Genomic DNA, 14,211 nt, shown 5'->3' on the forward strand with positions numbered 1-14,211 from the left:
CTGTCGATCGAAACTGGCACCATTGCTCCCATGAACATCATGCTTTTCCACTCGACGTACGGTCTGCGCCCCGCGGTGCACGCGGCCGCCGCCCGGCTGCGCGCCGCAGGGCACGAGGTGCACGTGCCCGATCTCTTCGACGGGCACACGTTCGAGACCGTCGAGGAAGGCATGGCCTTCAGGGACGAGCTGGGCAAGGACGAGCTGCTCAAGCGCGCCGTGCTGGCCGCCGCCCCCTACTCCGAGCGCGGTCTCGTCTACGCCGGCTTCTCGTTCGGCGCCTCCACCGCTCAGACCCTGGCACTCGGTGACGAGAAGGCGCGCGGGCTGCTGCTCTTCCACGGCACGTCGGACATCGCGGAGAACGCGGAGGTCGACGAGCTGCCCGTGCAGCTGCATGTCGCCGACCCGGACCCGTTCGAGACGCACGACTGGCTGAACTCCTGGTATCTGCAGATGCAGCGGACCGGCGCCGATGTGGAGATCTACCGGTACCCCGGTGCGGGCCATCTCTTCACGGACCCGGACCTGCCGGACTACGACGCGGCGTCGGCCGATCTGATGTGGAAGGTCGCCCTCGGCTTCCTCGCCACTCTGTAGACGGCCGGAGCCCCGCACACCATGACGGTGTGCGGGGCTCCTCGTCCGTACGCCGGGATCAGGCGCGGTACGCGGTCCAGCTGTCACTCATCCGCTGTACCTGGCCCGCGGTGAACTGGTACATGCACGAGTCGTAGGTGTAGTCCATGAAGTTGTGGATCGGGTCGACTCCGGTCTTGGTGGTGCAGGTGTCGCGTCCGGTCGGGCAGGCGTACGCAGGGCTCGACTCGGCCGGAGTGTCGGCCACGTAGTCGCCATTGCCGTTGCAGCCACCCTGGAACGTGTGGTAGAGCCCCATCCAGTGGCCGACCTCGTGGGTGGCGGTGTCGCCCTCGTTGTAGTTGGTGGCCGAGCCGCCCGGCAGCGAGGTGTCGAGGATGACCACGCCGTCCATGCTCGGGCTGGAGTTGTAGGAGCTGGGGAAGGTCGCCCAGCCGAGCAGCCCGCCACCGAGGTTGGCGGTGTAGACGTTGAGCGCGTTCTTGCCGCCCTTGCGCAGCGCCGTCTTCATGGCCTTCTCGGCGGCCGACCCCGAGGAGAGGTTGTACCAGCTGGCGTTGTCCGTGTAGTCGGTGCCGGCCAGCGAGAACTGGAAGCCGGAGTTGGTGTTGCCGGTGCCCTGGCCGCCGAATGCCGCGTTCAGCACGTTCATCTGACTGCTGATGTTGCTGGAGGTGAGCTTGCCGGTGGTGCCGGAGTGGATCACGTGGAAGTAGACCGGGATGGTCGCTCCGGCGGCGAGCGTGGCGCCGCTGGCCCGGCGGTCCGCGAGTCTCGCCTTGAGCTGCGTGTCCATGGCCTTGGCCTGAGCCGCGGTGAGTTCGTTGGGTTCGGAGTCGTGCTTGGTGCCCGAAGGGCGGGCCTCGCGCGCGGTGGCGTCGGTACTCGCGCACTTCTCTGCCGAGGCGGACGCGGAGGCGGTGGACACCTTGGCGGCGGCCGCGCCGGACGGCGCGGAGAGCGGTGCCAGGGCCAGGGTTCCGGCCAGGACGGCGATGCCGATCGCACGGTGACGTATACGCGGCGATATACGGGCAAGAGTGCGCACGAGTACTCCTCGCTGAAGCGTGGGGGAGGGATTTCCTCCCCCGCCGCCGGGAGATTACGTGCGCATGTCAGGGCATGAGGAGGAGTGATCAAGCCCAATCAGTCATGGGGCAAACCGGGGAAACAGGAATAAATAATTCTGTCCGTTCCGGAGTTTGAGACGCGGACGTAACGTAGTGCGTTACCCCGACGGGTGGTGTGTCCCCATTGGATCCAGGGAACACGCCACCCGCCGTAGCGACGTAATGTGCCGTCAACATGGTCCGCCGTGGCTGAAAATAGACGCTTCAGCGTACCGGGCGTCCACCCGCTCGACCTTCTGGGTGCCGCTGAGCGTCCGGTACGAACGCGTCCAGGCGGAGCTCGCGTCCCGCTTCGTCTTGTCGGAGACCACGTAGGGCACGGCGTCGGGCGTCGGGGTGACGCGGGTCCACAGGGGTATGCCGTCCGGCAGAGGGTCGCCGGAGGCGACGCCGTGCAGGAAGGCGGGGCCGTCCCGCGGCACGGGCGCTGGTGGCGGCCCCGAGCACGGTGGCGGCGACGGCGGTGGCGGCAGCGGCCTTCACCAGCGTGCGGCGGCTGGGGGCGGAAAGGGACGGAGAACGCATTCGACTGGTCACGGACGGAGCCCCACGGACCGGTAAGGCGAACGGGCGGGCGAACAAGGGGAGTTCGCCCGCCCGTAGGGAAACCGTTGCCGGTCGTCAGCCCTTCAGCGCCTTGGTGATCGCGGTGTTGAAGTCGGCCACGCTCATCGGGGCGTTCTCGCTGCCCTCGCTGGTGAGCGTCTTGCCGTCCATCTTCAGCGTCGGGGTGCCCTTCACGCCGCTCTTGTCGAACGTCGCGGACATCTTCATCGCCCAGTTGTCGAACGTGCCGTCGTTGACGTTCTTCTGGAACGCCTTGTTGTCCTTCAGTTCGGCCACCGTGTTCGCGACCTTGATCAGGTACGAGTCCTTGGCGAACGTGTCGACGGACTCCTCCGGGTGGTACTTCGCGGAGTAGAGCGCGTACTTGTAGTCGAGGAACGCCTGCGGGCTGACGTCGAGCGCCGCGCCCAGCGCGCTGAGCGCGTTCTTGGAGCCCTCGCCGTTGTCGCTGTTGTCGATGAACGTGGCACCGATGTACTTGACCTTGTACTTGCCGGCGTCGACGTCCTTGTGGATCGTCTCGCCGACGGTCTGCTCGAACTGGCCGCAGATCGGGCAGCGCGAGTCCTCGTACAGTTCGAGGGTCTTCTTGGCGGTCGACTTGCCGATCACGACGGTCGTGCCGTCGGTGCCCGACGTGTTCTTCGGCGCGGTGACGTTCTTCGCGTCCGCCGCCGCCTCCCAGTGACCGGGCTTGTTCAGCTGCATCACGCCGTAGCTGACGCCGCCGGCGATCGCCAGCACGGCGACCACCGAGACGCCGACGATCACCTGCTTGCGGATCTTGTCCTTCTTGGCCTGGCGCTCGCGCTCCGCGCGCAGCCGCTCGCGGGCGGCTGCCTTGTTGGCCTGGCTGTTGCGCTTGCTCATGACTGTTTCTCCGTGGTGTGTGGGGTCGTCAGGGACGGTCCGGGCTCAGGCGGTGGCGCAGGCCGAGCGAGGCGGTCCCCTCCGTCCCACGGAGTGCACGAGGAGGCGGGCGTGCGTGAGCAGGTGCGGGCGGTACGGGGCGGGCCGGGCGGCACGCCGTACGGAGCGGTGGGCCGTACCCGCGACGGCGACCGCGATCAGCAGCGGCCGGAACGCCGTGGCGGCGACCGCCCGCAGCAGACCGGCGAGCGCGGACTCGCCGCGCCGCAGCCACGCCGCGGCGAGCAGACCGACCGACACATGGGCGGCCAGCAGCAGCCACGGCACAGCGGGACCGGGGGAGGCCAGTAGTGCGGCGGCACCGTGTCCGGCGTCGGTCACCGAGGAGAGCGGGTGGCCGACCGCGCCTACCCCGCCGAGCTGCGCTCCACCGGCACCGACCTCGCCGCCGCACAGGACATCGACGCCGACCGAACGCAGCGGCCCCGCGATCGGGCCGCCCGCCGCTCCGTAACAGAGATGCTGACCGGTGGTGAAGACCGTGTCCGCGGCCAGCTCCAGCGGCACCAGCAGCCCGGCGATCGCACCGAAACCGCGCTCCCGGCCGGCCAGTGCGTACGCCGCCGCGAAGACCAGACCGGCCAGCCCGCCGACCACGGTCAGCGGCAGTGGGACCTGCGAGAGCAGCACATGGGACGCAGCGGAGAGCGTCACGACGAGCGCTGTGAAAAGCGCCGCGCGTACGACTCTGAGCTGCGTCCCGGATATGTCCATCGTCCGAGAGTCTGCCATGTGAACCCGACAGGCTCCGAGACCGGCCGGCAAGTGGTGGTGGGGGGTGGGTGAAGGTGCGTGCCCCAGCCCCGTGACGCCGGCCCCGACTTGCCGGCCGGTCTCAAGGGGGGTGCGGCACCGCGCGGAGACCTACAGCCCCGGGATGCGGCCGTTGCGGAAGAGGTCCACGAAGATCTGGTGGTCGGCCCGCGCCCGCGCCCCGTAGCTGTGCGCGAAGTCCACCAGCATTCCGGCGAAGCCCTCCTCGTCCGCCGCGATCGCCGCGTCGATCGCCCGCTCCGTGGAGAACGGCACCAGCGAGTGCCCGCTCTCGTCGTCCGCGGCGGAGTGCATCGTCGCCGTCGCCCGGCCGAGGTCGGCGACGACCGCCGCGATCTCGTCGGGCTCATCGATGTCGGACCAGTCCAGATCCACCGCGTACGGCGAGACCTCGGCGACCAGCTGACCGGCACCGTCGAGCTCGGTCCACCCCAGCCACGGGTCGGCGTGCGCCTGCAGGGCGCGCTGGGAGATGACCGTGCGGTGCCCCTCGTGCTGGAAGTAGTCGCGCACCGCCGCGTCGGTGATGTGCCGGGAGACCGCCGGGGTCTGCGCCTGCTTGAGGTAGATCACCACATCGTTCTCCAGGGCGTCGCTGTTGCCCTCCAGGAGGATGTTGTACGAGGGCAGCCCGGCCGAGCCGATGCCGATGCCGCGCCGGCCGACGACGTCCTTCACCCGGTAGGAGTCGGGGCGGGTCAGGCTCGACTCGGGCAGCGTCTCCAGATAGCCGTCGAACGCCGCCAGCACCTTGTAGCGCGCCGCCGCGTCCAGATCGATCGCGCCGCCGCCCGCCGCGAACCGGCGCTCGAAGTCCCGGATCTCCGTCATGGAGTCGAGCAGCGAGAACCGGGTCAGCGACCGGGCGTCGCGCAGCGCGTCCAGCAGTGGCCCCTCGGCGGTGTCCAGCGTGTACGGAGGCACCTCGTCGTTCTTCGCGCCTGTTGCGAGCGCGTGGATCCGCTCGCGGTAGGCCGCCGCGTAGACCCGGACGAGCTCACTGATCTGGTCGTCGCCCAGCGCCTTCGCGTACCCGATCAGCGCGACGGAGGCGGCGAACCGCTTGAGGTCCCAGGTGAAGGGGGCTACGAAGGCTTCATCGAAGTCGTTCACATTAAAGACAAGGCGGCCATTGGAATCCATGTACGTGCCGAAGTTCTCGGCATGCAGATCGCCGTGCACCCACACCCTGCTGGTTCGCTCGTCCAGATAGGGGTCCGCGTTCCTCGTCGAGCTGAGATCGGCGTAATACAGGCAGGCCGTTCCTCTATAGAACGCGAACGGTGATGCGGCCATCTTGCGGAACTTGACCCGGAAGGCGGTCGGGTCTGCGGCCAGGAGCTCTCCGAAGGCGGTCTCGAAGACCGCGAGGATCTGCTCCTCGCGTTCAGTGTCCGAGACTTCGAAAGTGCTGCGCATTACCGGCCTGCTTTCTTGGTTGATGACGGGGTCTTGCCGTATGTCCCGCTGCTGAGAACGTCGGAGGCGCCGCATCAGTGCCCGGGCCCGGGAAGTACGGCCGCAGTCACTGATTCGGGTGACGTGCGGGTGATTCCACCTCGGATGGTCCGACCTTCGCAACAGTCATGGATGGGTGCACTGGGGTGACCGGAGGGAATCCATGAATGTCTTGCGTGCGGTGATCTACGTCAGGCTGTCGCGAACCACGGAATCGAGTACTTCACTGGCCAGGCAGGAGGCGTCATGCCGGGCCTATGCGGAACGACAGGGTTGGACCGTCCTGCGCGTGTTCCAGGACAGCAACGTGTCGGGCGGGGAGTCGCCGGGGGAGCGCCCTGCACTTCGCGAACTGTGCGAGAACTTGCTGCACTACGACGTGTTGCTGACCTGGCGGGCGGACCGCATTGCTCGATCGCTGATCCATTTTTCGTCCGTGGTCGAGGCGTGCGATACAGCTGGTGTGCGCCTCGTGGCCGTCGAGGACGGGTGGGACATGTCGACTCCGCACGGGCGGTTCGCCGCAAATGTGATGGCCTCATTTGCCCAGTTCGAACGGGAACTGGGGCGGGAGAGGACGGTCTCTTCGCAGAACCATCTGAGGAAGACCGGACGCTGGACAGGCGGACGGGTGCCGTATGGACTTCGGTCGACACCGAACCCGGAAGGCAGGGGCAAGATCCTCATACGTGATGACCGGGCGGAGCCCATTGTCCGTGAACTGGCCGAACGCATCATTGCCGGGGAAGCCCCGACTCGCATCGCCGCGGACCTCCAAGCCCGGGGAGTCCCCGCACCACGAGTCCATAACTCCACAAGGCCTGACCCTGTTCCGTCGGCGTGGACCCACAAGTCCATCAAGATCGTTATGACTTCGCAGACGCTCCTGGGACACAAGATCGAGCATCGGACGGGAAAGGTGATCTGTCACAACGCGGTTCCGGTGAAGTTCTGGCCACCCTGGTGACGGAGGAAGAGTTCGCACGGATCACGCAGATCATCGAGGACGGGTACAGGCCACGACGGCCGAACCGCCCTTCGCACTGGCTTCACGGTGTCGTCATCTGTGGGGTTTGCGGGCGGAACATGAAACGGTCGCAGTCCTCGGGGGCCGAGACGTTCAGATGGGCATGTCGCACATCGCGATGACCGACCACGGCAACCTGCACGGTGCGTACGATTTCTTCCACCGGGCGAAGAAGCGAACGTGACGCCGATCACCGGCGTCGAGGCGCATGTCGCTCCGGAAGTCGCGCAAGCAAAAGCGGAAGATTCCGTGGGGTCAGCCGCACCAGAAGCGCGACGACGTCTCAGGTTCGGGTGGTCACACCCACAAAAGGCCGCCGCGAAACCGGGGTCCGCACAGCAGGAACTTTCTCGGTGCAAGCGCCGCTCGAAGCGGCCGCAAGATGGTGGAGCGTGTTGCGGCCCTGCACCGCAAGGTCCGCCGCCAGCGGCTCGACCACGCGCACAAGACCGCGCTCGGCCTGGTCCGTGAGGACGACTTCATTGCGCACGAAGACCTCAAGATCCGCAACATGAGCAAGGCCCCCGCACCCAGGCCCGATCCCGAGACGCCGAGCAGCTTCCTGCCCAACGGGGAAGCTGCCAAAGCGGGATTGAACCGTTCGATCGCTGACGCCGGATGGGGGTGTTCCTCGCGATCCTGAACGCAAAGGCTGAAAGCGCCGGGCGGGAAGTGATGGCCGGGGACCCCCGCAACACCTCCCGCACGTGCCCCGAGTGTGGACACACCGCGAAGGAGAACCGGCCCACACAGGAGAAGTTTCGCTGTGTCAGCTGCGGCCACACCTCGCACGCTGACACGGTGGGAGCACTCAATGTTCTACGGGCCGGTCTGGTCCGTCGCGACGCCAACCCGGCACAGCGAGAAGCCACTCCCTTCACGGGGTGGAGGAGTCACGAATGGGAGAAACGGGCCTGGGCCTGTAGCAGGCCCGCTCCGCCGCAGCACTACGGGCACGGCGGCAGTTCGTCGAGTTGGAGGAGGATCTCCTCGGTGTCGCTCACGTCACGCCCTGCCAGGCGTCGGGGCCGAAGGTGCCCTTGATGTCGGAGGCGACCGAGGTCGGGTCCACCAGGAAACCCAGCTCGTACAGGACGCTCTTCGCGGGCGTCTGGACCCGCATCCGTACCGGACTCTCGCCCTTGTGAGCGGTGAGGATGCGCTTCAGCTCGGCGACCGTCGGATCGTTGATCTTGTGGGCGGGGAACGACAGCATGACCGGTGGCCGGCCGCCGCTCTCCGCCGAAGAAACATCCAGCACCTGGATCTCCTGCCCGAAGATACTGACCGCCCCGTCACGGTCGTTGAGGCGTCCTTGGACGGAGACGACGGAGTCGGGGATCAGGGCGTGCTGGACGAGGGTGTAGGTGGCCGGGAAGAACAGGATCTCCATCTCGCCGTCACGGTCCGCGAGGTTGATGATCGCCCAGGGGTTGCCCTGCTTGGTCATCCGGCGGTCCACGCTGGTGATGAGGCCGGACAGCTGGACGTTGCCTTCCGTACGGCCCGAGCCGAGGAGTTCGCTGATCGTGGTGTCCCGGTTGCGGGCCAGGATGTGCTCGGTACCGTCCAGCGGGTGCGCGGAGACGTACAGGCCGAGCATCTCGCGCTCTGCGGCCAGCAGTAGCTTGCGCGGCCATTCACTTTCATCGATGGGGAAGTCCAGGCCGAAGACCGGATCGTCGCTGTCGCCACCGAGATCGCCGAACAGGTCGTCCTGCCCGATCGCGGCCTGCTTCTTCACCGGGATGATCGCGTCGATGGCGTCCTCGTGCGCGGCCGACAGTCCCTTGCGGGTGTGCTGGAGGGAGTCGAAGGCGCCGGCCTTGATCAGCGATTCGACGGCCCGCTTGTTGAGGGCCCCGATATCGGCCTTGTCGAGGAAGTCGGAGAAGGAGGTGTACTTGCCCTTGGACTTGCGGGAAGCCACCAGGGACTCGATGACGCCTTCACCGACGTTACGCACCGAACGGAGCCCGAACCGTACGTCGTCGCCGATGGCGGTGAAGTTGGCGACGGACTCGTTGATGTCCGGCTGGAGTACCTGAACGCCCAGCTTCCGAGCGTCAGCCAGGTAGATCGCTGCCTTGTCCTTGTCGTCCCCTACGGAGGTGAGGAGTGCGGCCATGTACTCGGCCGGGTAGTTCGCCTTCAAGTAGGCGGTCCAGTACGAGACAAGCCCGTATCCGGCGGTGTGGGACTTGTTGAACGCGTACCCGGAGAAGGGGAGCATGACGTCCCACAGCGCCTTGATGGACTCCTCGGAGTACCCATTGTTCCGCATACCGGCGTGGAACTTGTCCCATTCGGCGGCCAGAACCTCAGGCTTCTTCTTGCCCATGGCTCGACGCAGCAGGTCGGCGCCGCCCAGGGTGTAACCGGCCAGCTCTCGCGCGATGGCCATGATCTGCTCCTGGTAGATGAGCAGGTGGAAGGTGTTGCCGAGGATGCCTTCCAGGGCGTCCTTCAGCTCGGGGTGGATCGGCTCGATTTCCTGGCGGCCGGTCTTGCGGTGTGCGTAGTTGGTGTGTGCGTTCGCCGCCATGGGACCCGGCCGGTACAGCGCGAGGGCGGCCGCGATGTCTTCGAATCGGGAGGGTTCCATCAACTTCAGCAGCGTGCGCATGCCGCCGCCGTCGAGCTGAAACACGCCGAAGGTGTCGCCGCGAGCCAGGAGCTGGAAGGTAGTGGCGTCATCCAGCGGGATCGGCTGAGCGCCGTCCTGCGGGACCGTGTCGGTGGTGATGTTGATGCCGCGGTTTTCCCGGATGTTCTGGATCGCATGATCGATCACACCCAGGTTCCTAAGCCCCAGGAAGTCCATCTTGACCAGCCCCATGTCCTCACAACTGGGGTAGTCGAAGCCGGTGATCTTGACGCCGTCCTTGGCGCGCATGTGGAGCGGAATACGGTCGGTGAGCCGTGTCTTCGACAGGATGACCGCGGCCGCGTGGACGCCGGTGTTACGGATCAGGCCCTCGACGCCCTTGGCACCGTCGATGACCTTCTTGACGTCCGGCTCGTTCTCGTACATCTGCCGGATCTCGCCGGCTTCCCCGTGACGGGGGTGGCTCTCGTCGAAGATCCCGTTGATCGGGATGGACTTGCCCATCACGTCCGGCGGCAGGGCCTTCGTGATCCGCTCACCGTGGCTGAACGGGTAGCCCATGAGCCGCGACGTGTCCTTGATCGCGTTCTTGGCCTTGAGCTTGCCGAAGGTGTTCACCATGGCGGTGAACTCGTCGCCGTACTTGTCGACGACGTAGCGCACCATGCGGTCACGGTGACGGTCGTCGAAGTCGAGGTCGACATCCGGCGGGTTGATGCGCTCGGGGTTCAGGAACCGCTCGAAAAGGAGACCGTGCTCCAGCGGGCACAGCTCGGTGATACGGGTGGCGTACGCGACGATTGAGCCGGTCGCAGAGCCACGGCCCGGGCCGACGGGGATCTTCTGGTCGCGGGCGTACTGACAGATGTCAGCGACGACGAGGAAGTAGCTGGAGAAGTTCATCGGGCCGATAACTGACATCTCGGTCTCGAAACGCTCCAGGACCTCGGCCGGGATCGGGTCGCCGTAGCGCATCGCGAGGCCCTTGAGGCACTCCTTGCGCAGCCAGGACTCCTGCGTCTCGCCCTCGGGAACGCCGGGGAAGTTCGGCATCTCGTCGACGTTCTCGAAGACCGATGCGTACGACTCGATGCGCTCCGCGATCAGCAGAGTGTTGTCACACGCCTCGGGGATCTCGGAGAAGAGCTCCCGCATCTGAGCAGCGGTCTTGAGGTAGTAACCGGTGCCGTTGAACTTGAACCGGCCCGGGTCGTCCTTGTTCTTGCCCACGCCGATGCACAGCAAGTTGTCGTGCGCGTCCGCGTGCTCTTCGAGAACGTAGTGCGCGTCATTGGTGGCCAGCAGCGGGATGTCGAGATCCTTAGCCAGACGCAGCAGGTCGGCGCGGACATTGCGCTCCAGGTCCAGGCCGTGGTCCATCAGCTCCAGGAAGTAGTTTTCCTTCCCGAGGATGTCCTGGTACTGGCCTGCGATTTCCCGGGCCACGTCGTACTGGTTCAGGCGCAGCCGGGTCTGGATCGCGCCCGAGGGGCAACCGGTCGTCCCGATGATCCCCTCGGCGTGCTCGGAGATCAGTTCCATGTCCATGCGCGGCTTGCCGGCCGGGAACTGGCCCGTGTACGACGCTTCCGTCGACATGTAGAACAGGTTCTGCAGTCCCTTGACGTTCCGTGCCCACATCGTCATGTGGGTGAAGCGGCCGCCACCGGAGACGTCCTTCGAACCCTCGCCGTCGTCCGACATCGCCCGCACACCGCCAGGCCCCCAGAATTCCTGCTTGCGGTTCCGGCGCGAGGACGGGGCGACGTACGCCTCGATCCCGATGATCGGCTTCACGCCCTTGAAGCCCTTGGCCACCTGCTGGAACTCGTACGCTCCGAACATGTTGCCGTGGTCGCTCATCGCGATGGCGGGCATGCCCTGACGCTCGACCTCGGCGAACATCGGCTTGAGTCGCTGAGCACCGTCGAGCATCGAGTATTCGGTGTGATTGTGCAGGTGAACAAAGCTGTCGACCACCGGGCAGGCACCTCCGAGGACGGGTCTTGGGAAGCCTCCACCCTAACCCTCAAGCCCCCTCCGAAACGCCGTTCCCGCCTCCCCGCCGAGTGATGGGAAACGGGGCAAAGCAGCGACCTCGCACGATCGCTCAGAGTCTCCGTAAATCTGCCTAGCGTAGCCATCTCGTGATCGGCTGGGCAGCAACCGGGGCTGTCGGTGGGAGCCCATAGGGTGGCGGCTGTGACGAGCGAGATCCCCGAACGGCAGCCCACGGTCGACGACCTCGCCAAGCTCATCCCGGCCGTCGTCGCTGACGACGATGCCTCCCCTGAGCTTGTGGCAATCGGCGAGCGCTACTGGGCCCTGGCTGACTTCGCCCCCGACTACGGCACTCCCGTGTGGCGCGAGAAGGCCACAGACATCGACACCATCGGCTGGGGCCGCCAGATCTACGCCGTCGCCGCGGCCGGCGTCCGGGCCGTCGTCCCCGGCCGGAACTCTGGATGCCCTGCCTGCACCCCAACTCACCAGCAGTTTCTATCCACTGACCGCCAGCTACTGCGCTCCCTACGGCACCAGCCAGGAGAAGGCGGTGGAGACGCTCGACGCTCACCTCATCTCCTCCCTGGACCTGGCGGGCATGACAGCCGGGCGGCACGACGACCTCCTGGCCGTCGTCCAGGAACTCATTGCCGAGGAAGCCCTCCGCTACTTCGCGCACCGGCTGGAAGAGATCCATCTGCCCGCCGTCTCGGAGAACCACCGGGGCCGCCCACGCCATCAACCAGATCCCATCGGCCCGATCGGCCCGGGTGGATACACCTACATCCGGTCGTTGATCTGTCGCATCGCCTCCAGAGCACGCCTCATCGTCGCCGCAAACATCGAGTCCGGTTCCGCGGCATCGATCTCTGCCCGCACCGTCCATGCGGGCGCTCCCATCTGCTCGGCCTGGTTCACAGCGATCCGTCGGTCCACCCAGCTCGTCGAGGACACCGTCGTCTTCGTCAAGGGACGGCTCGACAAGCGCGAGGACATCCCGCGGCTGGTCGCCATGGAGATGCAGGTCCCCGACCTCTCCTCGGCGGGGACCAACGCGCCGGTGGTGCTCACCATCCCGACGGTCAAGATCACCCCGCCGATGGTCGCCCGCCTCGGCGAGGTGCTCAGCAACCACCGCGGCAACACCGAGGTACGGATCAGGCTCCAGGGTCCCCGCAAGACCACCGTCCTCCGGCTCGACCGGCACCGGGTCCAGCCCGACCCGGCGCTCTTCGGTGACCTGAAGGTGCTGCTCGGCCCGTCCTGTCTGGCCGGCTGAGCGGGTCCCGCAACGCACGAGAGAGGCGCCCCGCGTTGCGGGAGCGCCTCTCTCGGCTACCGGCCTGTGGCCGGACCGGAGGCGGCCGGTCAGTTGTGGCCGAAGCGCCGCTGCTGCTTACGGGCAACATCAGCAGGGCTGCCCTGGGCCTGCGACTGCGACTGGGTCTGCGACTCGTAAGCCGTCGACTTCGTCTCCTCCGCACCGCGCTCCGGTATGGACGCGCGGTGCTGCTGGCTGCCCTGCTTGCGGTTCTTGTTCTTGGCCATGGTGTTCCTCCTGTGCGGAATCTCGGGGCCAGGACCGCTGTCAGACTCACATACGGGCATATACGGTGCATGTTGGATCATTACCGTGCGTAGTGAGGGGGTATGATGCGCCGTTTTCGGCATCCGCCACGCCGATGATCGAGTTCCGGCCGTCAACCCTCACGCCGTCGGGCAGACTTCGAGGAAACCCTGAGCAGAACCCATTCCCGAATTCTGGAAGAGGGTGGAACGCGTGGATCGTTGTGTCGTCCTGGTGGACGCCGGCTACTTGCTGGGCGCAGCCGCGAGTCTGCTGGCGGGAGAGCCCGTCCGTTCCCGCATCACCGTCGACCACGCGGCGCTGATTCAGGGCCTGCGCGAGCGAGCCGAAGCCGATACGGAGCAGCCGCTGCTGCGGATCTACTGGTTCGACGGTGCCCCCGACCGCGTACCGCAGCCCGAACACCGCAGACTGCGCGTCATGCCCAGAGTGACCGTACGGCTCGGAGCGCTCACGCGCAGTGACGGGCGGTGGGCGCAGAAGGGCGTCGACGCCGCCATGCACGCCGAACTCACCGAACTGGCCAGGAACCGCGCCTGCTCCGATGTCGTCCTGGTGACCGGCGACGGCGATCTGCTGCCCGGACTGATGTCCGCCAAGGAACACGGCGTGGCCGTCCACCTCTGGGCCGTGCAGGCCGCAGACGGCGACTACAACCAGTCCGAGGACCTGGTCGCCGAGGCCGACGAACGCCGGGTGCTCGACCGGGCCTGGATCACCCAGGCCGTGCGGGCCAAGGACAACGGAGGCAGCTGCGCCCCGCCGCCCGCCCCCCGCCCCGAGATCGCCGCGATCCTCTCCGCGCCGCTGCCCGAGGCGGCGCTCGCCGCCTCCGCCGAACGCGCCTCGGAGGCCCAGGCCGCCGCCCGCAACGGTGCGGCGACGCCCACCGGCGAGGACACCGCGCACGCCCCGGTTGTTCACGGCGGCAAGGGCGTCCCCACGCCCAAGGACCTGGCGGGCACCCTGCGCGGCCCCGGCACCCCGCTCGCCCCCGCGCAGTCGGCGGTGCAGCCCCCGGCGACCGCGACCCTGCGGTGGTCCTCCGACAAGGGCTGGGCGGAGCGCGGTGGACCGCTCGGCGAACCCGCCGAGACCGCCTCGCTGCCCACCCTCGCCCAGCTCACCTCCGCCGAGCAGCGCTGGGCGGACCGCGAGGAGGACATCACGACGGTCGGCGGTGACCCGTTCGAGGTGGGTCAGGTCTTCGCCCGGCGCTGGATGGAACGGCTGCCGGAGACCGTCCATCTGCAGAAGCTGTCCACCATGTACCCGAGGATCCCGCACCGCATCGACGGCGAGTTGCTGCGGTACGCGGCGCGGTTCGGCCTGCTCGCCCACAAGGACGACCAGATCGACGAACACGACCGGTACGCGATCCGGGCAGGGTTCTGGCGTGAGATCGATGTACGCGCGGCGGCCGAACACATCCCCGCGGCGGAGTAGTCCGGCGGCCCGGCCGCAATAAGAGGTGTCCGACCCCGTACTCTCGTACCTCGTGAGTACGGGCACAGCACAGGCGCAG

10 protein-coding genes and 4 pseudogenes are annotated in these 14,211 nt (G+C 67.1%); 7 read left to right on the top strand and 7 right to left on the bottom strand.

Translation table 11 applies throughout. The features are described from left to right. Positions 1–30: 30 nt before the first annotated feature. Positions 31–600: a dienelactone hydrolase family protein gene (locus AB0I23_RS10150; RefSeq protein WP_359108634.1), complete on the top strand. Its 570-nt coding sequence runs from the start codon at positions 31–33 to the stop codon at positions 598–600. A gap of 58 nt (positions 601–658) precedes the next feature. Here the strand turns inward: AB0I23_RS10150 and AB0I23_RS10155 are convergent, their stop codons facing one another. From AB0I23_RS10155 to AB0I23_RS10175, 5 genes and pseudogenes are all read right to left on the bottom strand, one after another. Further along, positions 659–1,648: a zinc metalloprotease gene (locus AB0I23_RS10155; protein ID WP_359108636.1), complete on the bottom strand. Its 990-nt coding sequence runs from the start codon at positions 1,646–1,648 to the stop codon at positions 659–661. Between the two features lie 396 nt (positions 1,649–2,044). Beyond that, positions 2,045–2,267: pseudogene (locus AB0I23_RS10160) on the bottom strand (PhoD-like phosphatase N-terminal domain-containing protein); the annotation flags it as partial. Between the two features lie 84 nt (positions 2,268–2,351). Further along, entirely contained in the window at positions 2,352–3,167 is an 816-nt protein-coding gene (locus tag AB0I23_RS10165) for a DsbA family protein (RefSeq protein ID WP_359108638.1), read from the bottom strand. Between the two features lie 45 nt (positions 3,168–3,212). Beyond that, complete coding sequence (locus AB0I23_RS10170; protein ID WP_359108640.1) at positions 3,213–3,941, bottom strand: hypothetical protein; 729 nt, start codon at positions 3,939–3,941, stop codon at positions 3,213–3,215. Positions 3,942–4,091: 150 nt separating this feature from the next. Beyond that, entirely contained in the window at positions 4,092–5,420 is a 1,329-nt protein-coding gene (locus AB0I23_RS10175; protein WP_359108641.1) for a DUF2252 domain-containing protein, read from the bottom strand. 202 nt (positions 5,421–5,622) lie between these two features. Here AB0I23_RS10175 and AB0I23_RS10180 point away from each other — a divergent pair, with 202 nt between their 5' ends. The 4 genes and pseudogenes from AB0I23_RS10180 to AB0I23_RS10195 all read left to right on the top strand — a co-directional run. Further along, a complete protein-coding gene (locus AB0I23_RS10180) occupies positions 5,623–6,426 on the top strand; it encodes a recombinase family protein (RefSeq protein WP_359108643.1) in 804 nt (267 codons plus the stop codon). A 119-nt stretch (positions 6,427–6,545) separates the two neighbouring features. After that, positions 6,546–6,608 (top strand): hypothetical protein, encoded by a 63-nt coding sequence (locus AB0I23_RS10185; RefSeq protein ID WP_359108826.1) that lies wholly within the window; start codon positions 6,546–6,548, stop codon positions 6,606–6,608. Then, positions 6,584–6,799: pseudogene (locus AB0I23_RS10190) on the top strand (PHP domain-containing protein); the annotation flags it as partial. The gene AB0I23_RS10185 and the pseudogene AB0I23_RS10190, both read left to right, overlap by 25 nt. Beyond that, positions 6,793–7,332 (top strand): annotated as a pseudogene (locus AB0I23_RS10195) (RNA-guided endonuclease InsQ/TnpB family protein); the annotation flags it as partial. The pseudogenes AB0I23_RS10190 and AB0I23_RS10195, both read left to right, overlap by 7 nt. 154 nt (positions 7,333–7,486) lie before the next feature. Here the strand turns inward: AB0I23_RS10195 and dnaE are convergent. Continuing rightward, positions 7,487–11,029 (bottom strand): DNA polymerase III subunit alpha, encoded by a 3,543-nt coding sequence (dnaE, locus tag AB0I23_RS10200; protein ID WP_436846914.1) that lies wholly within the window; start codon positions 11,027–11,029, stop codon positions 7,487–7,489. A 1,000-nt stretch (positions 11,030–12,029) separates the two neighbouring features. Between dnaE and AB0I23_RS10205 the strand changes: the two are divergent. Further along, positions 12,030–12,377: pseudogene (locus tag AB0I23_RS10205) on the top strand (DNA polymerase III subunit alpha); the annotation flags it as partial. Positions 12,378–12,466: 89 nt separating this feature from the next. Here AB0I23_RS10205 and AB0I23_RS10210 read toward each other — a convergent pair. Continuing rightward, positions 12,467–12,646 carry a hypothetical protein gene (locus tag AB0I23_RS10210; RefSeq protein WP_359108647.1) on the bottom strand — a complete coding sequence of 60 codons (180 nt, stop codon included), beginning with the start codon at positions 12,644–12,646 and terminating at the stop codon, positions 12,467–12,469. A 223-nt stretch (positions 12,647–12,869) separates the two neighbouring features. Between AB0I23_RS10210 and AB0I23_RS10215 the strand changes: the two genes are divergently transcribed. Next, positions 12,870–14,132: an NYN domain-containing protein gene (locus AB0I23_RS10215; RefSeq protein ID WP_359108649.1), complete on the top strand. Its 1,263-nt coding sequence runs from the start codon at positions 12,870–12,872 to the stop codon at positions 14,130–14,132. Positions 14,133–14,211 lie beyond the last annotated feature (79 nt).

Source organism: Streptomyces atratus, from assembly GCF_040655115.1.
GTDB lineage: Bacteria > Actinomycetota > Actinomycetes > Streptomycetales > Streptomycetaceae > Streptomyces > Streptomyces atratus_D.